The organism is Streptomyces mutabilis (assembly GCF_046628145.1).
Lineage (GTDB): Bacteria > Actinomycetota > Actinomycetes > Streptomycetales > Streptomycetaceae > Streptomyces > Streptomyces mutabilis.
On sequence record NZ_CP176874.1, the window covers coordinates 4,295,380 to 4,319,588 of the forward strand.

Here is a 24,209-nt window from a genome sequence, read left to right on the forward strand (position 1 = left end):
GGCCGCCGCGGAGTTCCTGGCCGCCGCGGAGTCCCTGGCCGTCTCTCCCTCCCCCGGCGTGGTCACAGCCCCGCCGATCGGGCCTCGCCCAGCTCGGTGAGCCGGTCGCGCAGACGTTCCGCCTCGGCCGGGTCGAGGCCCGGGATGGTCGCGTCGGTCGCGGCGGCGGCCGTGTGCAGCTGGACGCTGGCCAGGCCGAAGTGCCGCTCGACCGGCCCGGAGGTCACCTCGACCAACTGCATGCGCCCGTACGGCACGACGGTCTCCTCCCGCCACAGCACGCCCCGGCTGATCAGCAGGTCGTCGGCGCGCTCGGCGTACCGCCAGGATCGCCAGTTGCGCTCCAGCATCGCCCAGCCCCACACCGCCAGGCCCAGCGGCAGCAGCGCGAGAACCGCCCACGCCGGCCCCAGGAACAGGCCGGGCAGCAGGCCGGCGGCAAGGGTGAGCAACCCCAGCCACACCACCAGCAGCAGGCGTCGCATGCGCAGCAGTCCCGGTGGCAGGCCGGTCCACACCGGATCGTCCCGCGTGGCCTTCGCCGTCCCCGCCGCGCCCGTGTCGTCAGGGCTCCCCGTCTCCATGGAGCCAGCGTACGTAGGGGAGACTGTGAGCATGACTCCCACGACGGAGACCATGGTCGGCATCGGCGGCGCCGCGGAGAGCACCGACATGGTGCTCAACATCGGGCCCCAGCACCCGTCCACGCACGGCGTGCTGCGGCTGCGGCTCGTCCTGGACGGCGAACGCATCGTCCGCGCGGAGCCCGTGATCGGCTACATGCACCGCGGCGCGGAGAAGCTGTTCGAGGCCCGTGACTACCGTCAGATCATCGTGCTCGCCAACCGTCACGACTGGCTGTCCGCGTTCTCCAACGAGCTCGGCGTGGTCCTCGCCGTGGAGCGCATGCTCGGCATGGAGGTCCCCACGCGCGCGGTGTGGACGCGCACGCTCCTCGCCGAGCTGAACCGGGTGCTCAACCACCTGATGTTCCTCGGGTCGTACCCCCTGGAGCTGGGCGGCATCACCCCGGTCTTCTACGCCTTCCGCGAGCGCGAGGTCCTCCAGAACGTCATGGAGGAGGTCTCCGGCGGGCGCATGCACTACATGTTCAACCGCGTCGGCGGCCTCAAGGAGGACCTGCCGGCCGGCTGGACCGCACGCGCGCGCGGTGCCGTCGCCGCCGTGCGCTCCCGCATGGACGTCTTCGACGACCTGGTGCTCGGCAACGAGATCTTCCGGGGGCGTACGCGCGGGGTGGGCGCCCTGAGCCCCGAGGCCGTGCACGCCTACGGAGTCAGCGGGCCGATCGCCCGCGCCTCCGGCGTCGACTTCGACCTCCGGCGCGACGAGCCGTACCTGGCCTACGGCGAACTCCAGGACACCCTGAAGGTCGTCACCCGCGCCGACGGCGACTGCCTCGCCCGTTTCGAGTGCCTCCTGGAGCAGACGCACAACGCCCTCGACCTCGCCGACGCCTGCCTGGACCGCCTGGCCGAGCTGGCGCCCGGGCCGGTCAACCAGCGGCTCCCGAAGGTGCTCAAGGCGCCCGAGGGCCACACGTACGCCTGGACCGAGAACCCGCTCGGCATCAACGGCTACTACCTCGTCAGCAAGGGCGAGAAGACCCCGTACCGGTTGAAGCTGCGCTCGGCCTCGTACAACAACATCCAGGCGCTCACCGAGCTGCTGCCCGGGACGCTGGTCGCGGACATGGTGGCGATCCTCGGGTCACTCTTCTTCGTCGTCGGGGACATCGACAAGTAGGGCCTCGGCGTCGAGGGACCCGACCGGCTGGAGCAGCCATCGGAAGTCGCCGAGGCCGCCCGCCGTGGTCAGCTCGGCGGCCTCGGAGGCGCTCGCCAGGGCGCGTACGTACGCCGTCGGGTCGCTGGAGGCCAGCGCGAGAGGGGGGCGTGCGCCTGTGATGCCGAGGGCCCGCAGGACCTCCCGCTGGGGGCGCGACAGCGCGTCGGGGAGCGTGCGCCCCGGAGCGCGCTTCCCGGCGGCCGCGCACGCGTCCAGCGCCACGTGCGCGGTGATGTCGCACGACCCGTCCGGCACCGGCGGCGTCTCCCGGCCCTCCCGGAAGCCCGTGAGCGTCCCGAACGGCGGGCGGGTGCCGACGGTGTGCGCGTAGTCGGCGGCCACGGCGAGACCGGCGTCCAGCGCCGCGACGGCGCGGGCCCAGGCGACGTCCCGGGGGAGCCCGATCTCCGCCCGCAGCCCCTCCTCGCCGGTCAGCGGCCACCACCGGGCCAGCCACTCGGCCTCCGCCCCGGCCACCGGCTCCCCGAGCCGCTCGGTCCCGTCGTCCCGGACGAGCACCCGCCGGACCAGCCCCGAGCCGTCCACCTCGGCCACGTCCACCGGCACGTTGTCCAGCCACTCGTTGGCGAAGAGCAGCCCGGTCGTCCCGCGCGGCGGCTCGGCCGACCACTCGATCCGGTGGTCCAGCCCGCCCGGGCGGTCGGCGATCTCGACGGCGTACGCGCGCGTGCGGGCGGCCACGTCGGCGGGCAGCGCGGCCAGCACCCCCGTGACCAGCTCCCCGCGGCCGGCCGCCATGTCCACGAAGTCCAGCGACGCGGGCCTCCCGAGCGCCTCGTCGACCCGGCACAGCAGCCGCGCCACCGCTCCGGCGAACAGCGGTGACGCGTGCACGGACGTCCGGAAATGCCCGGCCGGTCCCTCCGGCGCGGTGCGGTAGAAACCAGCCGGTCCGTAGAGGGCGTCCTGTGCCGCTTCCCGCCAGCCCCGCCAGCCCCGCTGGTTCTCATGAGTTCCCGAGGCCCCTGTGGCCCTGCTCGCCCCTGCTGTCACAGACCCAGGCTAGGGGCACAGGCGAACGGAGCCTCCACCTTGCGGAGTATGCGCGGAGGCTGCGGATCGGCCCTCCGGTTGACCCCTGCACCTATCGCACTTCCCTACGCTGGGTTACGTGCAGCGCCTCTACGACTTCATCCGCAGACACCCGACCGGGGTCGACTGTTTCTGGGCCCTCGTCCTGTTCGGTATTTCCCTGGTGTCCCTGACGGCCCCGCAGCCCCGGGGCGAGGGCACGGACACCACGGCGCTGCTCTTCGGCTTCACCGTCCCGCTGTGCTGCGTGATCGCGCTGCGACAGCGGATGCCGGAGAAGATGCTGGTGCTGGCCCTCGCCCTCGGCGCGGGGCAGCTGGTGCTGGACGTCTCCACGCTCCCGGCCGACTTCGCCTTCCTGGTGATCATCTACACCGTCGCCGCGACCGGAGCCCGCTGGGCCTCGCGCACCGCGCTGGCCGTGGGCCTGTGCGCGGCGCCCCTCGCCCAGCTGCGCTGGGCCGACGACGGCCTGGGCATAGGCGCCAACATCGCCATAACGGTGTTCCAGACGGTGCCCTTCGCCCTCGCCTGGGTGCTCGGCGACTCCGTCCGCACCCGCCGCGCCTACTTCGCGCAGCTGGAGGAGCGGGCCGCCCGGCTGGAGAAGGAGCGCGAGGCGCAGTCCAAGGTCGCGGTCGCCGCCGAACGCGCCCGGATCGCGCGCGAGCTGCACGACGTCGTCGCGCACAACGTCTCCGTGATGGTGGTCCAGGCCGACGGTGCCGCCTACGTCCTGGACGCCGCCCCCGACCAGGCGAAGAAGGCCCTGGAGACCATCTCCTCCACCGGCCGCCAGGCCCTCGCCGAGATGCGACGCCTGCTCGGCGTGCTGCGCACCGGCGAGCACCAGGAGGCCGGCGAGTACGTCCCGCAGCCCGACGTCCAGCAGATCGAGGACCTCGTCGAGCAGTGCCGCAGCTCCGGGCTGCCCGTCGACTTCAAGGTCGAGGGCACCCCGCGCGAGCTGCCCAGCGGCGTCGAGCTCACCGCGTACCGCATCGTGCAGGAGGCGCTGACCAACACCCGCAAGCACGGCGGCCCCAACGCGGGCGCGAGCGTGCGGCTGGTCTACTTCGACGACGGCCTCGGGCTGCTCATCGAGGACGACGGCAAGGGCGCCCCGCACGAGCTGTACGAGGAGGGCGGCTTCGACGGCCAGGGGCACGGCATGATCGGCATGCGGGAACGGGTCGGCATGGTCGGCGGCACCCTGGACGCGGGACCGCGGCCGGGCGGAGGATTCCGGATCAGTGCGCTGCTGCCGCTGAAGCCCGCACACTGACGACCGCGCACGTACGCGCGTACCGCGTTGACACCTGTAAGACCCGTAAGACCCGTAAGACCCGTAAGACCTGTAAGACCCGTAAGACCTGTGAGGAAGAGGCCTCGATGACGATCCGCGTAATGCTCGTCGACGACCAGGTGCTGCTGCGCACCGGGTTCCGGATGGTGCTCGCCGCCCAGCCGGACATGGAGGTCGTCGCGGAGGCGGGCGACGGCGTCGAGGCCCTCCAGGTGCTGCGCTCGACCTCCGTGGACGTCGTCCTGATGGACGTCCGCATGCCCAAGCTCGACGGCGTCGAGACCACCAGCCGGATCTGCGTGGATCCCGAGGCGCCGAAGGTGCTGATCCTGACCACCTTCGACCTCGACGAGTACGCCTTCTCGGCGCTGAAGGCGGGTGCCTCCGGCTTCATGCTGAAGGACGTGCCCCCCGGTGAGCTGCTCGCGGCGATCCGGTCCGTGCACAGCGGGGACGCGGTGGTCGCCCCCTCGACCACCCGCCGGCTCCTGGACCGTTTCGCGCCGATGCTGCCGGCCACCGGACAGGAGCCCCGGCACAAGGAGCTCCAGCGGCTCACCGAGCGGGAGCGCGAGGTGATGGTGCTGGTGGCGCAGGGACTGTCCAACGGGGAGATCGCGGCCCGGCTGGTGCTGTCGGAGGCGACGGTGAAGACCCACGTGGGCCGCATCCTGACCAAGCTGGGCCTGCGCGACCGGGTGCAGGTGGTGGTCCTCGCCTACGAGACGGGGCTCGTGCGGGCGGGCGGCGGGCAGGGCTGAGGGGGCCGGCGGGGCCGGGCGTGCTCCGATCGGCCCACGATCAGCGGAGTATGCCCTCCAGGAAGTCGCTGCCCAGCCGGGCCACCACCGTCACGTCCAGCTGGTGCAGCACGTACCGGCCGCGACGGCGGGTGGTGATCAGTCCTGCCTTCTTCAGCACCCCCAGGTGCCGGGATATCTCGGGCGCCGTCATCCCGTGCGCCTGCGCCAGCTCGCTCGTGGTGTACGCGCTGCGGGCCAGGTGGCGGCAGATCCGCATCCTGACCGGGTGGGACAGCGCGGTCATCCGCAGGGTCAGCTGCTCGACCGACGGCGGCGAGGCCAGCTCGGGGGAACCGACCGGGTAGTGCAGCACCGGCTGCCAGTCGTGCCGGTGCAGGACCATCAGGTGCGGCCAGCCCAGGCTGGTCGGGACGAGCAGGAGGCCGCCGTCCCCGGTCGCCGAGCGGCCGTCGCCCAGCTTGTCGACCGTGATCCGCGCGGCGCCCTCGTCCAGCGAGACGGCCGGGGACACGGCGGCCAGCGCCTCGGCGAGGCCCTTGTGGCGCAGCAGGTCCGTCTTGTGGCGGGCGTCGGCCGCGAGTTGGTGGCGCAGCCGTGACCAGGCCTCCGCGAAGAACGCCTCGTCGCAGTCCTGCGCGAACTGCCGCAGCCAGCCGCGGATGCGCGGCGGGTCGGCCAGCAGCCGCTCGCTGAAGCGCAGCTGCTGCGGCCCCCGCGCGGCGGCCAGGTCCAGCGCGCGGCGGCGCGCCTCGGGGTCGGTGAGCGCCGAGACGCCACCCGTGCTGTACGGCAGCGCGCAGGTGAACTCCAGCGCCGCGTCCACGAACTGCTCGTCGGACAGCTTGTCGAGCAGGTCCAGGTCCTCGGCGAGGGTGGCGCCGGGCAGCGTGTCGCGGCCCGGCACACCGGCGAAGGGCATGAACAGGTCCGAGAACGTCGTCCGCCACAGGAAGTCGGCCTCGCACATCCGGTCCGCCAGATGCGAGTCGAGCCGCGCGGTCACGCCCGTCGCCCAGCCCTGCAGGCCCGGGTGGTGCCCCGGCTCGGACAGGGCGTGCAGCGCCATGCCCAGCTCGGCCAGGGGTGAGGGAACGACGGCGACCCTCTCAGGCCGCAGCCCCGCGATGTCGATGCGCACGCTCATGTCCTCATGGTGCACCCCGCCACTGACAACGCCGCCGTCGATTGACCGCCGCCGTCAATCGACGGGACTGCCGCTTCCCCCGCGGCGCAGTCTGGAGCCACGGGGCAGCCGCGGAGCCCGACTTCCCACTCCTACGTCCCCTGGAGAAGGCGATCCGCCATGAGCATCACGCAGCAGTACCTCCTCGACACCTACCGCGCCCGGCAGCTCGGCGAGCCCGCGCCGCCGGCGCCCGGCACCCGGGACCGGCAGGTCGTGGGCGAGTGGCGCGACCGCCGCCGGTTCCGGGCCGTGCTCGCCGGCCGCCCCGCGCACGGCCGTGTGCGGCGGGCCCTGCGCCGGTGGTGGTCCCTGTGGCCGCGCGCCCTGGGCTGACGAGACCGGGCCCCGGGCCGCCCGCGGGGCCGGCCCGGGGCGCCGCCGGTCAGGCCTTCAGCCTGGCCGCGAAGTCGGCGACCGCCGCCTTCACGTCGGCGGCCGTCCACTCCAGGCCCGCCGACTCCACCCCGACCTCGGTGAAGGCGATCCCCGGACCGCGCGAGTCCCAGGGCCGGGAGAAGAGCATCGTCCCGGTCTCCTCGCCCTGCCGCAGCGCGGCCTCGCCCGCGTCGTCGGCGTCGCAGGGCAGCCAGACCTGGAACTCGTGGGTGTGCGGCACCTCGGGGTGCACCCGAGCCCACGGGAGCCCGGCCGCCGCGAAGCCCTCGCGCAGCGCGGTGGCCACCACGCGCGCGTGGGCCACGTACTCGGGCAGCCGGGGCAGCTCGCGCTCCAGTCCGGCCAGCGCGGACAGCGCCGTGGGGAACTGCTGGAACAGCAGGCCGCCGTACCGGTGCCGCCAGGCCTTCGCCTCCTCGACCAGCGTCCGGGGACCGGCCAGCGCGGCACCGCCGTAGCCCTTGAGGGACTTGTAGAACGAGACGTACACGCTGTCCGCCAGGCCGGCGATCTCGGTGAGCGGGCGGCCGAAGTGGACGGTGCACTCCCACAGGCGGGCCCCGTCGAAGTGGACGACCGCGTCGCGCTCCCGCGCGGCCTCGACGACCTCGGTCAGCTCGTCCCAGGTGGGCAGGAGGAAACCGGCGTCCCTGAGCGGCAGTTCCAGCATGAGCGCGCCGAACGGCTCCTCGAAACCGCGCACCTCGTCGGCGGTCGGCTGCCGGGGCTCGTCCGTCAGCCGCACCGGACGCAGCCCGCCGACCCGGCTGAAGGCGTCGCGCTCGTGCACCTCGGGATGGCTCAGCCCGTGCAGCGCGACGGCCGGGTTACCGGTGCGGCCCGCCCAGCAGCGCAGGGCCACCTGCTGGGCCATGGTGCCGGTCGGGAAGAAGGCGGCGGCCTCGGTGCCGAGCAGGGCGGCGGTCCTCTCCTCCAGCGCCGCCACGATGCCGTTGCCGTACATGTCGGAGGGCTCGTCGAGGTCGTACAGCGCGGCGGCGTCGTCCAGCAGGGCCATGCGCTCCCGCAGGGTCGTGATGAAACCCGGGCGCGCCAGCACGCGCCGCGCCTCGCGGTGGGCGGCCACGCGCCGTAGACGGAGGCGTCGCCGTTCCTCGGCCGGGTCGGTCTGCTCTGCCGTATCGCTCATGCCGCGATCATGCCGGGGCCGTGCCGCGTAGGTCCACGGCCGGGCACCCGGGATTTCCCACGGTCCGGCACGCGCCGCCGGGTGTGTCCGGCCGCCGTGCGGAAACCCACAGCCTGTGGACGACCGGACGTGCCCCGAACCAATCGCGTTAACATGACGAGAAATCGTCCGGTACCCCGAGCGGACTGGAACGGGAAGGCCGCCGTCGCGTGAACACAACCCCACAGCCAGACCCCAAGGACCGCCCCGCGCGGCTCACCGTAGGCGTCGTCGGCGCCGGACGCGTGGGCCCCGCGCTGGCCGCGTCGCTCCAGCTCGCCGGGCACCGCCCGGTGGCCGTCTCCGGGGTGTCCGACGCCTCCAGACGGCGCGCCGCGGCGCTCCTGCCCGACGTGCCGCTCGTCGCGCCCGCCGAAGTCCTCCAGCGCGCCGAACTGGTCCTCCTGACCGTTCCCGACGACGCCCTGCCGGGGCTGGTCACCGGGCTCGCCGAGACGGGGGCGGTGCGGCCGGGCCAGCTGCTCGTGCACACCTCCGGGCGGTACGGCGCGAGGGTCCTGGACCCCGCCCTGCGCGCGGGCGCCCTGCCGCTCGCCCTGCACCCGGCGATGACCTTCACCGGCACCCCCGTGGACGTCCAGCGCCTGGCCGGCTGCTCCTTCGGCGTCACCGCGCCCGAGGAGCTGCGGCTGGCCGCCGAGGCCCTGGTCATCGAGATGGGCGGCGAGCCCGAGTGGATCGCCGAGGAGCGGCGCCCGCTGTACCACGCCGCGCTCGCCCTCGGCGCCAACCATCTGGTCACCCTGGTCGCCCAGTCCATGGAGCTGCTGCGCACGGCCGGCGTCGAGGCCCCCGACCGGATGCTCGGCCCGCTGCTGGGCGCCGCCCTCGACAACGCCCTGCGCTCCGGCGACGCGGCCCTCACCGGTCCCGTCGCGCGTGGGGACGCGGGCACGGTCGCCGCGCACATCGAGGAGCTGCGCGCACACGCCCCGCAGGCGGTCGCCGGCTACGTGGCGATGGCCCGCGCGACCGCCGACCGGGCCCTGGACCACGGTTTGCTGAAGGCCGAACTCGCCGAGGACCTCCTCGGGGTGCTCGCCGAGACGCCGGGCCCGTCCGAAAAGCCCGGCCCCGACGACACCGACGGCACCGAGGGAGACGCCCGATGACGCCCACCACCCCGCCGCCCGTCCTGCTGCGCACCGCCGCCGAGCTGCACGGGCGCGAGAGGCACGGCCGCCGGGCCGTCGTGATGACCATGGGCGCCCTGCACGAGGGCCACGCCACGCTGATCCGCACGGCGCGCGACCTCGTCGGCCCGGACGGCGAGGTCGTCGCCACCGTCTTCGTCAACCCGCTCCAGTTCGGCGCCGGCGAGGACCTCGACCGCTACCCGCGCACCCTGGACGCCGACCTGGAGATCGCCGGCCGGGCGGGCGCCGACGCCGTCTTCGCCCCCGCCGTCGACGAGGTCTACCCGGGCGGCGAACCCCAGGTACGCGTCACCGCCGGCCCCATGGGCGAGCGCCTGGAGGGCGCCTCGCGCCCCGGCCACTTCGACGGCATGCTGACCGTCGTCGCCAAGCTCCTCCACCTCACCCGCCCGGACCTCGCCCTCTACGGCCAGAAGGACGCCCAGCAGCTCGCCCTCATCCGCCGCATGGTCCGCGACCTGAACTTCGGCGTGGACATCGTCGGCGTCCCCACCGTGCGCGAGGACGACGGCCTGGCCCTCTCCAGCCGCAACCGCTACCTCTCGCCCCAGGAGCGCCGCACCGCCCTCGCCCTCTCCCAGGCGCTGTTCGCCGGCCTCGACCGGCACGCCGCCCAGGAGGCACTGCGCGCGCGGGCCCGCGAGGTGCCCGCCACGCACGCGCGCGCCGAGGCGCTGAGCGCCCTGGGCGAGTCCCGCGCGGCGGCCGACGCCCACGCCGTCTCGCACGCGACCCCGGGCACCCCCGGAGCCGTGCGCGCCGCCGCCCGCCTCGTGCTCGACGACGCCGCCCGCCTCGACCCGCCGCTGGAGCTGGACTACCTCGCCCTGGTCGACCCGTCCGACTTCACCGAGGTCGGCGACGACCACACCGGCGACGCCGTCCTCGCCGTCGCGGCCCGGGTCGGCGCGACCCGGCTGATCGACAACGTCCCCCTCACCTTCGGAGCCGCCTCGTGACCAGCACAGGCATACGACTGCACGCCCCCGCGCCGGGCTGGGCCATCGCCGCGGACGTGGTGGTCGTCGGCTCCGGCGTCGCCGGCCTCACCGCGGCCCTGCGCTGCGAGGCGGCGGGCCTCAGGACGGTCGTCGTCACCAAGGCCCGCCTCGACGACGGCTCCACCCGCTGGGCCCAGGGCGGCATCGCCGCGGCCCTGGGGGAGGGCGACACCCCCGAGCAGCACCTGGACGACACCCTGGTCGCCGGCGCCGGACTGTGCGACGAGGAGGCGGTCCGCATCCTGGTCACCGAGGGCCCGGACGCCGTACGCCGCCTCATCGCGACCGGCGCGCACTTCGACGAGTCCACCGAGGGCGGCCTGGCGCTCACCCGCGAGGGCGGCCACCACCGCCGCCGCATCGCCCACGCCGGCGGTGATGCCACCGGAGCGGAGATCTCCCGCGCGCTGGTCGAGGCGGTCCGCGCGCGCGGTGTCCGCACCGTCGAGAACGCCCTCGTCCTCGACCTCCTCACGGACGCCGACGGCCGCACCGCAGGCGTCACCCTGCACGTCATGGGCGAGGGCCAGCACGACGGCGTCGGGGCGGTGCACGCCCCCGCCGTGGTCCTCGCGACCGGCGGCATGGGCCAGGTCTTCTCGGCCACGACGAACCCCGCCGTCTCCACGGGCGACGGCGTGGCACTCGCCCTCCGCGCGGGCGCCGAGGTCAGCGACCTGGAGTTCGTCCAGTTCCACCCCACGGTCCTCTTCCTCGGCCCGGACGCGGAGGGCCAGCAGCCCCTGGTCTCGGAGGCGGTGCGCGGCGAGGGCGCACACCTGGTGGACGCCGACGGAGTGCGCTTCATGCGGGGCCGGCACGAACTCGCGGAACTCGCCCCCCGGGACATCGTCGCCAAGGGCATCATGCGCCGCATGCAGGAACAGGCCGCCGAGCACATGTACCTCGACGCCCGCCACTTCGGCGCCGAGATGTGGGAGAACCGCTTCCCCACGATCCTCGCCGCCTGCCGCGCGCACGGCATCGACCCGGTCACCGAGCCGATCCCGGTCGCCCCGGCCGCCCACTACGCCTCCGGCGGCGTCCGCACCGACGCCTCGGGCCGCACCACGGTCCCCGGCCTGTACGCGTGCGGCGAGGTCGCCTGCACGGGCGTGCACGGCGCCAACCGCCTGGCCTCCAACTCCCTCCTCGAAGGCCTGGTCTACGCGGAGCGCATCGCCGCCGACATAGCCACGGCCCACGCGGAAGGCACCCTGCACGCGCGCGTACCGGCCGCCCTCCCGCACCGCGAACAGCCCGAGCACCCCCTCCTCCCGCCCGAGTCCCGCCTGACCATCCAGCGGATCATGACCGAGGGCGCCGGCGTCCTGCGCTCGGCGGAATCGCTCACCCGCGCGGCGGACCGGCTCCACCACCTGCACGCCGAGGCCCGCGAAGCCCTGCACGAGCACGGCAAGACCTCCGAACCGGGCGTGGACACGTGGGAGGCCACCAACCTTCTCTGCGTGGCCCGCGTCCTGGTGGCGGCGGCGGCCCGGCGCGAGGAGACCCGCGGCTGCCACTGGCGCGAGGACCGGGCCGACCGCGACGACACGACGTGGCGCCGCCACATCGTCGTACGCCTGAACCCGGACCGCACCCTCGCCGTGCACACCACGGACACGCCAGAATTCCCCCCGACGACCCCCACTCCCCAGCCGACGCAGCGCCCCCAGGAGCAGTGACAGCAGTGAACACCCCCGACCTTCCCCTCGCCTCCGGCGGAGGCTGCGGCGACGGCTGCGCCTGCGGCGCGGACACCGACGACGAGACCTACATGGAGTGCGGCCTCGACCCGGCCCTCGCGGCGCTCCTCCTGGACTCCGGCCTCGACCCGATCGAGGTCGAGGACCTCGCGAACCTTGCCGTCCAGGAGGACCTGGCGGGCGGCGTGGACGTCACGACGGTCGCGACCATCCCCGAGGACGCCGTGGCGACCGCCGACTTCACGGCCCGCGAGCCCGGCGTCGTGGCGGGCCTCAGGGTCGCCGAGGCGGTCCTCTCGGTCGTCTGCACGGACGAGTTCGAGGTGGAACGCCACGTGGAGGACGGCGACCGCGTCGAAGCGGACCAGAAGCTGCTGTCCGTCACCACCCGCACCCGCGACATCCTCACCGCCGAACGCAGCGCGCTGAACCTCCTGTGCCGCCTGTCGGGCATCGCGACCGCCACGCGCGCGTGGGCGGACGTCCTGGACGGCACGAAGGCGAAGGTCCGGGACACCCGCAAGACGACCCCCGGCCTGCGCAGCCTGGAGAAGTTCGCGGTCCGCTGCGGCGGCGGCGTCAACCACCGCATGTCCCTCTCGGACGCGGCCCTGGTCAAGGACAACCACGTGGTCGCGGCCGGCGGCGTGGCAGCGGCCTTCCAAGCCGTCCGCGAGCGCTTCCCGGACGTCCCCATCGAGGTCGAGGTCGACACCCTGCACCAGCTCCGCGAGGTCCTCGACGCGGGCGCCGACCTGATCCTCCTGGACAACTTCACCCCCTCGGAGTGCGAGGAGGCGGTCGCCCTGGTCGCCGGCCGGGCCGCCCTGGAGGCGTCGGGCCGCCTGACCCTCGACAACGCCAAGGCGTACGCCACCACGGGCGTCGACTACCTGGCCGTGGGAGCCCTGACCCACAGCTCCCGCATCCTGGACATCGGCCTGGACCTGCGAGCGGCGGAGTAGAACCCATGCTGCTGACGATCGACGTAGGCAACACGCACACCGTCCTGGGCCTCTTCGACGGCGAGGACATCGTCGAGCACTGGCGCATCTCCACGGACTCGCGCCGCACGGCCGACGAGCTCGCGGTCCTCCTCCAGGGCCTGATGGGCATGCACCCGCTCCTCGGCGACGAGCTGGGCGACGGCATCGACGGCATCGCCATCTGCGCGACCGTCCCCTCGGTCCTGCACGAACTCCGCGAGGTCACCCGCCGCTACTACGGCGACGTCCCCGCGGTCCTCGTCGAACCGGGCGTCAAGACGGGCGTCCCCATCCTCACCGACAACCCCAAGGAGGTCGGCGCCGACCGCATCATCAACGCGGTCGCCGCGGTCGAGCTCTACGGCGGTCCGGCGATCGTCGTGGACTTCGGCACGGCGACGACGTTCGACGCGGTCAGCGCGCGCGGGGAGTACATCGGCGGGGTCATCGCTCCCGGCATCGAGATCTCGGTGGAGGCGCTCGGCGTCAAGGGCGCCCAGCTCCGCAAGATCGAGGTCGCCCGTCCCCGCAGCGTGATCGGCAAGAACACGGTCGAGGCGATGCAGTCCGGCATCGTCTACGGCTTCGCCGGCCAGGTCGACGGCGTCGTCAACCGCATGGCCCGCGAGCTGGCCGACGACCCGGACGACGTGACGGTGATCGCGACGGGCGGGCTGGCGCCGATGGTGCTGGGCGAGTCCTCGGTCATCGACGAGCACGAGCCGTGGCTGACCCTGATGGGGCTCCGCCTGGTGTACGAGCGGAACGTGTCCCGCCTGTAGCCGGCGCCCCGGCGCGGGTGCGGGCGCCGAGGGGTGGGTCGTCGTGGTCGCGGGAGGTGCCCCGCCGCCCTGGGGGTCCTCGCACGCCCTCAGGGCACCGGGGAGGCACGAGCGCCCGCAGGCACGACGGACGGTCGCGTACGCCGGGAAGGGGACGGGGCAGCGCCACACCCCACCTCCTATGCCATGTTTGTCCGATTAGCGCGTATCGTCACCGCATGCCCACGCCCTACGGATCCCGCGGCGGCATGGCGTTCGGTGCTCAGGAGCTGCGTGTGCTCCGCCGTGCCCTCGCCCTCGCCCTCAAGTCCAGCCCCGTCTCGGCACAGGAGGCACAGGACTGCCTCCACCTCGCGGAGTCGCTAGACGAGGCGGTGCGCGAGAGCGCCAGGCTGCGCGCCTTCCTGGTGGCCGACCTCGCCCGGTACCGCGCCGCCCTGCCCGGCACCGCCACCGGCTACCTCGCGCTCCTGGACGAGGCGCTGGCCGCCGGACACCGCCCGGACGCGGACGACCTGGCCGCCCTCGGTGCCCTGCGCGGCAACCCCGCCGCGGCCGCCCTCCTGGCCCGCTGCACACCCGCGGCGCCCACGGTGCCCGCGGCGTCACCGGCCACCCCCGTCCCCACGGTCACCCTCCCGGCCGCCCGCACCCGCACCCGCACCGGCACCCGCCTCCTCCTCGCCCTCCCCGGCGGCCGGCAGTCCGACAGGAAGCCCGCGCAGGACCCGCCGCGGAAGCCCGCGCAGGAGCCCGCCCCGAAACCGGCCCCGGAGCCGACCGCCCCCAAGCGGCCCGTCCCCACCCCCGGCGAGGTGTTCCCCCGCCGCAAGCCGGCCCCGCCCGCCCCCGGTTCCCGGCACCACCTCGCGGCCGGCTGACACGGCCTGGCTACCCTGGATCCATGGACTACGTCTCCGCGCTCCTGCCCCCGGCCGTCATGGCCGTGTTCTTCATCGGCGTGATCAGGGTGATCGTGAAGACCCAGGGCGGCGCCAACAAGGCCAAGGAGGACGCGGCCGTCGACGCCGCCCTCGCGCGGGCGGAGGGCGCCCGGCCGTCCGCCCGCCCCGAAGCCTGACCGGCGCCGCACCGCTCCACTCCGCGCCCGGGCCGGCTCGCCGTACGACTCTCCGCGACGTCACGGGGAGTCGTACGCCGCTCTTCTCACCCCTTTCGCGCCCGTTTGCGGCCGAACGCGCACGTCCGGCCCGTTCCGGCACGCCATGACCCGGATCTCCCACTATCGTTCGAAGCGTGCCTCGCCCATTGGGAGAACTCGAAGACGCGGTCATGACGAGGGTGTGGAAGTGGAACCGCCCGGTGACCGTTCGAGAAGTCCTGGAAGATCTGCAGCAGGAACGGTCCATCGCCTACACCACGGTGATGACCGTTTTGGACAATCTCCATCAGAAGGGCTGGGTGCGCCGCGAGGCGGAAGGCCGGGCCTATCGATATGAGGCGGTCTCCACCCGCGCCGCCTACGCCGCCGCGCTGATGAACGACGCGTGGTCCCAGAGCGACAACCCGGCCGCCGCCCTCATCGCCTTCTTCGGCATGATGAGCGAGGAACAGCGCCAGGCACTCAGAGACGCCATCCGCATCGTGCAGGGACCGGATACCCCGCCGGATACCCCCGCGCCCAACCCCGGTTCGGTACCGGATCCGGGCGAGCGATAGCGTCCCCACATGTCAAAAGCCATCACCGTCCGACGGGCCCGCACCAGCGATGTCCCGGACGTGCGCCGGCTGCTCGACGCCTACGTTCGCGACCGCATCCTGCTCGACAAAGCGATGGTGACGCTTTACGAGAGCATCCAGGAGTTCTGGGTCGCGGAACGGGACGACAACGCCGAGGTGGTCGGCTGCGGCGCCCTGCACGTCATGTGGGAAGACCTCGCGGAAGTGCGGACTCTCGCGGTGAAGCCCGGCCTGAAGGGCTTCGGCGTCGGACACCGGTTGCTGGAGAAGTTGCTGGACACCGCGCGCTGGCTCGGTGTTCGCCGTGTTTTCTGCCTGACCTTCGAAGTGGACTTCTTCGCCAAGCACGGCTTCGTGGAGATCGGGGAGACGCCCGTCGACAGGGATGTCTACGCGGAGCTGCTGCGTTCCTATGACGAGGGCGTTGCGGAGTTCCTCGGTCTCGAACGAGTGAAACCGAACACCCTGGGCAACAGCCGGATGCTTCTGCACCTGTGATCGCCGGGCGACTCCAGGTTTATTCCGCCGGTGGACCGTGCGCGGGTTCCCTATGTCCGAAACGCGCATCTTTCCGTGCCGGAGGCGGGCTGTCGGTCTCTCCCGGGGGTTTGTGTTTTCCCGGCAAAAGCGGTTTGCTTTCCGACGTACTGCAGTACTGCATATAACAAGGGACGGCGATACGGCGGACGCCGGCGGACCTCCGGCCCTCAAGTTATCGATGAAAGGAAATCCGGTGGCACAGAAGGTTCAGGTCCTTCTTGTCGACGACCTCGACGGTGGCGAGGCAGACGAGACCGTGACGTTCGCGCTGGACGGCAAGACTTACGAGATCGATCTCACCACCGCCAACGCGGACAAGCTCCGCGGTCTGCTCGAGCCTTACGTGAAGGGCGGGCGTCGCACCGGGGGCCGTGCCTCGGGCGGGCGCGGCAAGGCGCGCGCTTCCTCCGGCGGCAGCCAGGACACCGCGGCGATCCGCGCCTGGGCGAAGGAGAACGGTTACGAGGTCAACGACCGCGGCCGTGTCCCCGCGATCATCCGCGAGGCGTACGAGAAGGCCAACGGCTGATCACCCGGCCACGCCGCATGCCACGGGCTCGGCCCCGGACGCTCTCAGCGCGTCGCCCGGGCGGGCCGCGGGAGCCGGGGACCGTGCGAGAGCCGGACCCGGTGGCATTCCGTCGCCAGGGTGTGTACGAGCCGGGCGAGATCGGGGGCGGACGCGGTGCCGCCCACCGCCGACAACGCCGGCAGCGAGGCCTCGACCTCGCGCCCCTGCTCCGGGGGCCGCAACCACACGGCGGCCCCCCGCCGGGACCGGCGGTCGCGGTCCGGGGGGTACGGCGACAGGAGGTCCGAGCCGGGGACCGGGGCCGCGTCGTCCATGAGGCCGCCCGCGCCGACCGCCGGGCCCAGCGGTGCCTCGATGAGGCCGCCCGCTCCGACCGCCCTCAGGTCGAGCGGCAGCGAGCCCCACTCCAGCCACTCCAGCAGCCCCGGCAGCTCGTCCGCGCCGCCCACGGCCACGAGCAGCAGCATCCGCTCGCCCCACAGGGCCACCGGGAACCCCGGCCGCCGCAGACCGGCGCCAGGGCGCCCGAGCCGCTCCAGCGCCGCGTGACCGGCCCCGGCCGGGACGTCCAGGACGTCGAAGCGGACTCCGGCGCGCAGCCGCACCGGCGAACCGGGCGCCGTCGGCCAGCCGAGCACGCTCTCGTACCACCGCCGCACCCGGTCCCACGGCCCGGCCGTTTCGACCGGCCGACGGGGAAGCGGCACCACCGACGTCGCGAAGGCCACGGGCCCCGCCGGAGCCGCGGAGACGGCAGGGGCCACGGGGAGTCCCGGTGCCGATGCGTCCCAAGGGTCTGCGGGTTCCGGAGTGACCGGCAGGTCTGGAGTGACCGGCAGGTCCGGAGACGGAGAGGCCGGTGGGACTGGAGGGAGCTGCCGGACCGGCGGGAGTCGTCGGCCCGGCGGGGGCTGCTGGACCGGAGAGTCCGGGGGCGGGGCGCCAACCATGCCAAGTGCAACAGCCGCAAGAGCCTTCGAGTTACGCTGGGTGTTGCCACGAATGCGCAGAGTGCTGGAAGAGGGGGCGTGCGGGGGTGCGGGAAGGCGCAAGGTTGTTCGCCCGTAGCGGAGGGAACCGGGGCGCCCGGCATGGAGTGTCCGTCCCAGCGGGTAAGACATCCCTAGTGGGAGGGGGCGACGCGCGGATCGGGCCGCCTCACGTTCGCCATCGGCGTAGTGGCGAGTGGGGTAAGTGCCTGGCCTGCGGGAACATCGTCTCGCACCATCGGGTTGTGGCAGATGTCGGCGTCTGGGGTCAGGAGGCCATCGACGGTGTCGGCAGTTGGAATGAGCGGTCCCCGCTTGCGGGACTAAGCTGCGGAAGGACAGGGAGGGGAAGTTCCCCTTACTGCCTGACCGCTCTGAGGAGCGATTAACGATGTTCGAGAGGTTCACCGACCGCGCGCGGCGGGTTGTCGTCCTGGCTCAGGAAGAAGCCCGGATGCTCAACCACAACTACATCGGCACCGAGCACATCCTCCTGGGCCTGATCCACGAGGGTGAGGGTGTCGCCGCCAAGGCCCTTGAGAGCCTCGGGATTTCGCTCGAGGCGGTCCGCCAGCAGGTGGAGGAGATCATCGGGCAGGGCCAGCAGGCCCCGTCGGGTCACATCCCCTTCACCCCCCGTGCCAAGAAGGTCCTGGAGCTGTCGCTCCGCGAGGCCCTCCAGCTGGGCCACAACTACATCGGCACGGAGCACATCCTGCTCGGCCTGATCCGCGAGGGCGAGGGCGTCGCCGCCCAGGTCCTGGTCAAGCTGGGCGCAGATCTGAACCGGGTGCGGCAGCAGGTGATCCAGCTGCTCTCCGGTTACCAGGGCAAGGAGACCGCCACCGCCGGCGGTCCTGCGGAGGGCACGCCTTCCACGTCCCTGGTCCTCGACCAGTTCGGCCGGAACCTCACCCAGGCCGCTCGTGAGTCCAAGCTCGACCCGGTCATCGGGCGCGAGAAGGAGATCGAGCGGGTCATGCAGGTGCTGTCCCGCCGTACCAAGAACAACCCGGTGCTCATCGGTGAGCCCGGCGTCGGCAAGACCGCCGTCGTCGAGGGCCTCGCGCAGGCCATCGTCAAGGGCGAGGTGCCCGAGACCCTCAAGGACAAGCACCTCTACACCCTGGACCTCGGCGCGCTGGTCGCCGGCTCCCGCTACCGCGGTGACTTCGAGGAGCGCCTGAAGAAGGTCCTCAAGGAGATCCGCACCCGCGGCGACATCATCCTGTTCATCGACGAGCTGCACACGCTGGTCGGTGCGGGTGCCGCCGAGGGCGCCATCGACGCCGCGAGCATCCTCAAGCCGATGCTGGCCCGCGGTGAGCTGCAGACCATCGGCGCCACCACGCTGGACGAGTACCGCAAGCACCTGGAGAAGGACGCGGCCCTCGAGCGCCGCTTCCAGCCGATCCAGGTCGCGGAGCCGTCGCTGCCGCACACCATCGAGATCCTCAAGGGCCTGCGCGACCGCTACGAGGCGCACCACCGCGTCTCCATCACGGACGAGGCCCTGGTCCAGGCGGCCACGCTCGCCGACCGCTACATCTCGGACCGCTTCCTGCCGGACAAGGCGATCGACCTGATCGACGAGGCCGGTTCCCGGATGCGCATCCGCCGGATGACCGCGCCGCCGGACCTGCGCGAGTTCGACGAGAAGATCGCCGGCGTCCGCCGCGACAAGGAGTCCGCGATCGACTCGCAGGACTTCGAGAAGGCCGCCTCCCTGCGCGACAAGGAGAAGCAGCTCCTGGCCGCCAAGGCCAAGCGGGAGAAGGAGTGGAAGGCCGGCGACATGGACGTCGTCGCCGAGGTCGACGGCGAGCTGATCGCCGAGGTCCTCGCGACCGCCACCGGCATCCCGGTCTTCAAGCTGACCGAGGAGGAGTCCTCCCGCCTGCTGCGCATGGAGGACGAGCTCCACAAGCGGGTCATCGGCCAGAAGGACGCCGTCAAGGCGCTCTCGAAGGCGATCCGCCGTACGCGTGCGGGTCTGAAGGACCCGAAGCGTCCCGGTGGCTCGTTCATCTTCGCCGGTCCGTCCGGTGTCGGTAAGACCGAGCTGTCCAAGGCGCTCGCCGAGTTCCTCTTCGGTGACGAGGACGCGCTGATCTCCCTCGACATGTCGGAGTTCAGCGAGAAGCACACGGTGTCGCGTCTCTTCGGTTCGCCCCCCGGTTACGTGGGCTACGAAGAGGGCGGCCAGCTGACCGAGAAGGTCCGCCGCAAGCCGTTCTCCGTCGTCCTCTTCGACGAGGTCGAGAAGGCCCACCCGGACATCTTCAACTCGCTGCTGCAGATCCTGGAGGACGGTCGCCTGACCGACTCCCAGGGCCGGGTCGTGGACTTCAAGAACACGGTCATCATCATGACGACCAACCTCGGCACCCGGGACATCTCCAAGGGCTTCAACCTCGGCTTCGCCGCCGCGGGCGACACGAAGACCAACTACGAGCGCATGAAGAACAAGGTCCAGGACGAGCTCAAGCAGCACTTCCGGCCCGAGTTCCTCAACCGCGTCGACGACGTGGTCGTCTTCCCGCAGCTCAGCCAGGACGACATCCTGCGGATCGTCGACCTGATGATCGCCAAGGTCGACGAGCGACTCAAGGACCGGGACATGGGCATCGAGCTCTCCCAGTCCGCCAAGGAGCTGCTGTCCCAGAAGGGCTACGACCCGGTGCTGGGCGCGCGTCCGCTGCGCCGCACGATCCAGCGCGAGGTCGAGGACACGCTGTCGGAGAAGATCCTCTTCGGCGAGCTGCGCCCCGGCCACATCGTGGTCGTGGACACCGAGGGCGAGGGCGACGCCAAGACCTTCACCTTCCGGGGTGAGGAGAAGTCGGCGCTCCCCGACGTCCCGCCGATCGAGCAGGCGGCCGGCGGTGCGGGGCCGAATCTGAGCAAGGAGGCGTAGCCCCTTCGGGGTGAGCCGAGAATGGGGCTGCTCCGGGACTCCGGTCCCGGAGCAGCCCCACTCGCATGCCGGGTCACTGTTCCTCCAGGACCACCTCGGCGCCCGGGAAGAGGGGACGGAAGTCGGCCAGGGCGAGGGAGTGGCCGACACGGTTGATGAGGGTCACGTGGTGCACATCCGGTAGCCGGTCCGCGAGCGCTGCCAGGTGCTCGGTGCCCTCCAGGCCGACGACCGCCAGCACCTCGACGCCCGGTAGTTCGAGCATCCTGCCGATGGAAGCCGGCACCTCACGGAGGATCGCCGCGTTCAGGTACAGGTGGGTGAGGGCGGGCAGGGCGGCGACCTCCCGCCAGTCGTCCTCCGTCAGCTCCGTGGTCAGGGCACCGAGGCTGAGGATGCGCAACGTCCGCCACTGACCGAGTCCCCGCAACCCGGTCGACGCGGTGCACTCGTCCCCTAGGTAGAGGAAGTCCAGTGGGGCGTCGGTGGGCAGCGCCTCGGTGAGATCGGTGCCCGGCAGTTCCTGGACCAGAGAGAGGAGGGTCAGTGTCGTGAGCGACCGGAGCCCCGCCAGGTCGGTGCCGGAACCGAGGGCGAGTTCGGTCAGGCCGACCCCCGCCAGCCGGTCGAGGCCGTGCGCGTTCGGGCACCGGTAGTACGCCAGCCGCTTCAGCGAGGTGAAACGGCGCAGGGCGGACAGGTCGGTGAGCAGCGGGTTGTCGGCGATAGTCAGCTCGGTGACCGCAGAGGGCTCGGGGATCCGGGCGGCGAGCGAATCGGCGGAGTACCGCCCCGAGACGGTCAGCCTGTGCCACGGCCGCATTCCGGCGAGCGTCGCGAACTGCTCGGGTGTCTTGCAGTCGAGGATGAGTTCCGTCCGGTCCAGGTGGTCCAGCACCTCCCTCGCGTACTCCTCCGCGTCGAAGCGGTGCCACGTGCCCGCGAGCTGGCGGCGGACGTCCAGGTCGGGGTGGTCCCGGAACCGGCGGAGGACGGCTAGGGCGCCGTCGGGTTCCTCGCCGCCGAGGATCGAGGCGGTGACCGTGACGCCCTGCGCCTCCTCGGCCGACAGTCCCTCCGGGCCCGGCAGCAGTTCCAGTACCAGCGGCCCCGCGCCCGCCAGCACCCGGGCGGCCTCGGCCGTGCGCGGCGGGATCAGCTCGGCGGCCCGCTGCTCCACCTCCGTCCGTACCTCCGGATCCAGGGCGGCGACGTGCTCCAGGGCGGCCAGGGCCAGCAGGGTGAGTCGCGGGTCGTTCCCGCCCAGCAGCTCCCTGAGCAGTAAGACGCGTTCGCGTGGCCGGGCGTGGGCCACGGCCATGCGGATCACGTCCTCCCACTCGGTGTCCTCGGCATGGCCGGCGAGGACACCGAGGTGGCCCTCCTCGACCGCGTACCGGGCTGCCAGGTAGTCCTGGAAGGTGCGGTGGACGAAGTCCAGGACGTCCTGGGCCGGGCGGCGCAGGACGCCGCTGCGCAGCAGCAGGTTCCGCAGCACCTCGGGGGCGCCCCCCTGCCCGGAAGCCGGGCCGAGGGAGGGCAGGGCTCGGTCCACGATGCCCTCGGCCGTCTCCAGCGTCATCTCCTGCCGACCGCTGAGGACGAGGGCGTAGGCGAGGCGCTGCAGCAGTTCGAGCTGGGCCTCCTCGCCCAGCTCCGGGCCGTCCACGGCGACCGTGCCCCGTTCCCGGTCCCGGCGTGCGAGGAGCATGGTGAGGGCCGCGTCGTACAGCTCCTTGCGGCCGGTGGGCAGGTAACCGCGGCGCTCGCGGTGCAGGGCACAGATCAGGCCACACATCAACGGGTTGGTGACGAGGCGGGCCAGGTCGCGCTTGGTGCGCAGGGAGTCCAGCAGCCGCTGCTCGTACTCGGGGGAGCGAGCGGCCTCGTGCCAGCGGTGGAGGAAGGTGGCGACCTCCGCCCGGCCCATCGGCGCGAGGGAGAGTTCAGCGAAGCGTTCCCGGGCGAGCCAGTCGGCGCGTACGGCGGTAGGGCGGCTGGTCAGCAGCCAGTGGTTTTCGGGGTAGGCGTGGAGAAGGCCGCTCAGCCAGTCCCGGGTGGCGTGACGGTCGGCCTGCGGAATTTCGTCCAGGCCGTCGACCAGGACCAGCGCGCGGCCGTCGGCCAGGACGCGTTCCGCCCAGCCCTCCGGCGGCGTCAGGGGGCAGCCGACCGCGCCGAGGAAGGCGGCCGGGGCGGGCAGGGGGCCGGTACGGACCAGGGTGCGCAAGGGGAGGACGAACGGGACGCGCGTGCCCTCCTGGGCCGCGGTCACCGCCAGCCACTGGACCAGGGTCGTCTTGCCGGAGCCCGCATCGCCGCGCAGCAGCACACGGGGTTCCCTGTCCAGCGCCGCTTCGGCGGGCATCCGCCCCATGCGGGCCGGTGCGCTCTCGCCGGTCGCCGTGTCCCGGCCGGGTTCCCCGTCGGTGGTCGCCTCCAGGCTCAGGTAGGCGACTTCGAGGGGCCAGCGGTCGGGGGAGTCGCGCAGGTCGAGGCCGTAGATGGTGAGGTGGTTGTGGCGCTCGGCGACGTACGGCAGGTACCGGCGCTCGAACGCCGTGTCGCGGGCGTCCGGCCTGGGGACGCGGGCGATCAGCTCGTCGACCTTCGCGATCAGCTCGGCCTGGCCGCGGGTCTGCTCCACCAGGGTCCGGGCGACGAAGGTCGAGCGCCGGGTGAAGAACTCCAGGATGTGCAGGCAGGCCCACTCCGTCACCGAGTCGAGGAAGTAGCAGGCGTCGGCGGACAGGCCCCCGGTGGCCGAGGGCGTCCGGCGCCGCAGTTGCCCGGCGAGTTCCCGGTGGCCCAGCCGCACCGCCTGGACGTCGTCCATGTCCAGGTCGCCGAGGGCGAGCAGACGAACCGTCAGGGCGTCCGTGACGGCCTCTGTCTCGTCGGGAGGGAAGGGCGGCTCGCCGGGGGAGTCCAGGGACGCCCCGACGAGCCGCTCGGCGAGCCTGCGCACCTCCGCCTCACCGAGGTGGCGCTGTTCGCCCCGGAAGGAGACCAGTCGGGTCAGCCGGACCGGACGGTCGACGAGTCCCGCGCCGGGGCCGCCCGTGACGAACAGCTTCTTCACCAGTGGGGCGACCAGGCTGGACGCCAACTTCCCACCCAGTACCGCCGGTTCCATGCGCCACCCCCGTGTACGTTCGGCCAGGGGTGGAGCCTATCGGGCGGCGTTAGGACAGCTGGCCGTCGTAGTCCGGGAGCTTGAACGTCTTCTCGGCGTGGCCGCCCGACAGGTCGGTGGGGCTGTTGCCGATGTTGGCGATGATCGTGTAGCCCTTGGACTCGATGTGGGCGCGCTGTGCGGTCTTGTACTCGGCGACGTTGCGGAAGAGGTCCAGGAAGCCGCGGACGTACAGGCCGGAGGACTCGTAGCCGGCGTGGTCGAGGTTCCACTCGGTGGGTGCCTCGATGATGCCGGGGCGGGCGGTCACGAAGAACAGGTCGACGCCGTGCTCCTGGGCGTACCGGGCGGCTTCCAGGACCGGCCGGTTGGCGGGCTGCGGGTAGCTGAAGCCGAAGTCGGTCTCCAGAGAGGTGTTGTCGATGTCGAGGACGATCGCCTGCTTCTCGCCGGGCGCGGCGTCGGCGATGCGCTCCTTCAGGTAGGGCAGCGCCTGGTCCATCACGGCCCGGCAGTCGCGCTGCCAGGTGTCGTAGTCGACGTCCGCCGCGGCGGCGGTGACCGGTGCGGCGGCGGGCCGGGTCTCGGCCGGGGCGGCGGCGGACGGCGTGACCGTCGCGGTGAGCGCGGCCGCGGTGACGGCGGCCGTGCCCGCCACACGCTTCCAGGTACGCCGGGGCTGTCTGGTCTGTCCGTTCTGTTCGGTCATGGGGGGTTGGGGTCCTCTCATGCCTGTGCGGATGCCTGACGGCACACAAGTTGTCGCGAGCATGCTCACCTGAGCAAGTGGCCGTAGGGCAACGATTGGGTTACTGGGCGGTAGGTGGCTGATTCGCGCACCGGAGACGGCCGGTGAGGGGCCCGTTTCGCGTGACGCCGACCACTGTCCGGGGGTCTTTTAACCCCTTTGTGTCGGCGGCGGGTTGGGTCGGAGCGGGGTAGCCCGGGTCACATTCGAGGGGTCCTCGGGTGCCGCCGCCGGTGATGTGCCGCACAGGGGTTTCGGGGCGTACTACGGGGAATAGTGGAAGCCGC

Annotated in this window: 22 protein-coding genes; 15 read left to right on the forward strand and 7 right to left on the reverse strand. The window is 72.6% G+C overall.

Annotation, left to right across the window (positions count from 1 at the left end; all coding sequences use genetic code 11):
- Nucleotides 1-62: 62 nt before the first annotated feature.
- The gene (locus ACLIN4_RS19300; RefSeq protein ID WP_043371886.1) at nt 63-584 is read right to left on the reverse strand and encodes a PH domain-containing protein; all 522 of its coding nucleotides are present in this window, start codon (nt 582-584) and stop codon (nt 63-65) included.
- 31 nt (nt 585-615) lie between these two features.
- Here ACLIN4_RS19300 and ACLIN4_RS19305 point away from each other — a divergent pair, with 31 nt between their 5' ends.
- Nucleotides 616-1,767, forward strand: a complete 1,152-nt coding sequence (locus ACLIN4_RS19305) for an NADH-quinone oxidoreductase subunit D (protein WP_107478983.1) — start codon at nt 616-618, stop codon at nt 1,765-1,767.
- On the opposite strand, the gene ACLIN4_RS19310 is transcribed toward ACLIN4_RS19305, so the two are convergent.
- The gene (locus ACLIN4_RS19310) at nt 1,732-2,823 is read right to left on the reverse strand and encodes an SAM-dependent methyltransferase (protein ID WP_411576049.1); all 1,092 of its coding nucleotides are present in this window, start codon (nt 2,821-2,823) and stop codon (nt 1,732-1,734) included. The two genes, ACLIN4_RS19305 and ACLIN4_RS19310, sit on opposite strands and share 36 nt — an antisense overlap.
- Nucleotides 2,824-2,941: 118 nt before the next feature.
- Between ACLIN4_RS19310 and ACLIN4_RS19315 the strand changes: the two genes are divergently transcribed.
- Together ACLIN4_RS19315 and ACLIN4_RS19320 are read left to right on the forward strand one after the other, a co-directional pair.
- A complete protein-coding gene (locus ACLIN4_RS19315) occupies nt 2,942-4,147 on the forward strand; it encodes a sensor histidine kinase (protein ID WP_289911886.1) in 1,206 nt (401 codons plus the stop codon).
- A 107-nt stretch (nt 4,148-4,254) separates the two neighbouring features.
- Complete coding sequence (locus ACLIN4_RS19320; protein ID WP_100047147.1) at nt 4,255-4,929, forward strand: response regulator; 675 nt, start codon at nt 4,255-4,257, stop codon at nt 4,927-4,929.
- 40 nt (nt 4,930-4,969) lie between these two features.
- Here the strand turns inward: ACLIN4_RS19320 and ACLIN4_RS19325 are convergent, their stop codons facing one another.
- Nucleotides 4,970-6,076, reverse strand: a complete 1,107-nt coding sequence (locus tag ACLIN4_RS19325) for a DUF5937 family protein (protein WP_381914996.1) — start codon at nt 6,074-6,076, stop codon at nt 4,970-4,972.
- Nucleotides 6,077-6,235: 159 nt separating this feature from the next.
- On the opposite strand from ACLIN4_RS19325, the gene ACLIN4_RS19330 reads away from it, so the two are divergent.
- Entirely contained in the window at nt 6,236-6,451 is a 216-nt protein-coding gene (locus ACLIN4_RS19330) for a hypothetical protein (protein ID WP_179350397.1), read from the forward strand.
- Nucleotides 6,452-6,500: 49 nt separating this feature from the next.
- On the opposite strand, the gene ACLIN4_RS19335 is transcribed toward ACLIN4_RS19330, so the two are convergent.
- The gene (locus ACLIN4_RS19335) at nt 6,501-7,664 is read right to left on the reverse strand and encodes a threonine aldolase family protein (protein ID WP_107478980.1); all 1,164 of its coding nucleotides are present in this window, start codon (nt 7,662-7,664) and stop codon (nt 6,501-6,503) included.
- Nucleotides 7,665-7,873: 209 nt separating this feature from the next.
- Between ACLIN4_RS19335 and ACLIN4_RS19340 the strand changes: the two genes are divergently transcribed.
- The 10 genes from ACLIN4_RS19340 (at nt 7,874) to ACLIN4_RS19385 (ending at nt 16,129) form a co-directional block, all read left to right on the forward strand.
- Nucleotides 7,874-8,836 (forward strand): Rossmann-like and DUF2520 domain-containing protein, encoded by a 963-nt coding sequence (locus tag ACLIN4_RS19340; protein ID WP_100047144.1) that lies wholly within the window; start codon nt 7,874-7,876, stop codon nt 8,834-8,836.
- On the forward strand, nt 8,833-9,840 hold the full coding sequence (panC, locus tag ACLIN4_RS19345; RefSeq protein WP_107478978.1) for a pantoate--beta-alanine ligase: 1,008 nt from the start codon (nt 8,833-8,835) through the stop codon (nt 9,838-9,840). Before ACLIN4_RS19340 ends, panC begins: the two co-directional genes overlap by 4 nt.
- A complete protein-coding gene (locus ACLIN4_RS19350) occupies nt 9,837-11,570 on the forward strand; it encodes an L-aspartate oxidase (protein WP_411576050.1) in 1,734 nt (577 codons plus the stop codon). The genes panC and ACLIN4_RS19350 overlap by 4 nt, the downstream gene beginning before the upstream one ends.
- A gap of 5 nt (nt 11,571-11,575) precedes the next feature.
- Nucleotides 11,576-12,556 carry a carboxylating nicotinate-nucleotide diphosphorylase gene (nadC, locus tag ACLIN4_RS19355; protein ID WP_107478976.1) on the forward strand — a complete coding sequence of 327 codons (981 nt, stop codon included), beginning with the start codon at nt 11,576-11,578 and terminating at the stop codon, nt 12,554-12,556.
- Between the two features lie 5 nt (nt 12,557-12,561).
- Nucleotides 12,562-13,359, forward strand: coding sequence for a type III pantothenate kinase (locus ACLIN4_RS19360; protein ID WP_100047140.1), 798 nt, complete (start codon nt 12,562-12,564; stop codon nt 13,357-13,359).
- A 248-nt stretch (nt 13,360-13,607) separates the two neighbouring features.
- On the forward strand, nt 13,608-14,240 hold the full coding sequence (locus tag ACLIN4_RS19365; protein ID WP_411576763.1) for a hypothetical protein: 633 nt from the start codon (nt 13,608-13,610) through the stop codon (nt 14,238-14,240).
- A gap of 23 nt (nt 14,241-14,263) precedes the next feature.
- Nucleotides 14,264-14,440, forward strand: a complete 177-nt coding sequence (locus tag ACLIN4_RS19370; protein ID WP_107478769.1) for a hypothetical protein — start codon at nt 14,264-14,266, stop codon at nt 14,438-14,440.
- A 176-nt stretch (nt 14,441-14,616) separates the two neighbouring features.
- Complete coding sequence (locus ACLIN4_RS19375; RefSeq protein WP_100048462.1) at nt 14,617-15,039, forward strand: BlaI/MecI/CopY family transcriptional regulator; 423 nt, start codon at nt 14,617-14,619, stop codon at nt 15,037-15,039.
- A gap of 9 nt (nt 15,040-15,048) precedes the next feature.
- Entirely contained in the window at nt 15,049-15,558 is a 510-nt protein-coding gene (locus ACLIN4_RS19380; RefSeq protein WP_100048461.1) for an amino-acid N-acetyltransferase, read from the forward strand.
- A 235-nt stretch (nt 15,559-15,793) separates the two neighbouring features.
- The gene (locus ACLIN4_RS19385) at nt 15,794-16,129 is read left to right on the forward strand and encodes a histone-like nucleoid-structuring protein Lsr2 (RefSeq protein WP_043371913.1); all 336 of its coding nucleotides are present in this window, start codon (nt 15,794-15,796) and stop codon (nt 16,127-16,129) included.
- A 44-nt stretch (nt 16,130-16,173) separates the two neighbouring features.
- Here ACLIN4_RS19385 and ACLIN4_RS19390 read toward each other — a convergent pair whose 3' ends face one another.
- Nucleotides 16,174-16,860, reverse strand: a complete 687-nt coding sequence (locus ACLIN4_RS19390; protein WP_411576051.1) for an SCO3374 family protein — start codon at nt 16,858-16,860, stop codon at nt 16,174-16,176.
- Nucleotides 16,861-17,512: 652 nt separating this feature from the next.
- On the opposite strand from ACLIN4_RS19390, the gene ACLIN4_RS19395 reads away from it, so the two are divergent.
- A complete protein-coding gene (locus tag ACLIN4_RS19395; RefSeq protein WP_107478770.1) occupies nt 17,513-20,038 on the forward strand; it encodes an ATP-dependent Clp protease ATP-binding subunit in 2,526 nt (841 codons plus the stop codon).
- Between the two features lie 73 nt (nt 20,039-20,111).
- On the opposite strand, the gene ACLIN4_RS19400 is transcribed toward ACLIN4_RS19395, so the two are convergent.
- Nucleotides 20,112-23,174 (reverse strand): NACHT domain-containing protein, encoded by a 3,063-nt coding sequence (locus ACLIN4_RS19400; RefSeq protein ID WP_307652376.1) that lies wholly within the window; start codon nt 23,172-23,174, stop codon nt 20,112-20,114.
- 49 nt (nt 23,175-23,223) lie between these two features.
- Nucleotides 23,224-23,883, reverse strand: coding sequence for an HAD family acid phosphatase (locus ACLIN4_RS19405; protein WP_179342571.1), 660 nt, complete (start codon nt 23,881-23,883; stop codon nt 23,224-23,226).
- Between the last annotated feature and the right edge of the window lie 326 nt (nt 23,884-24,209).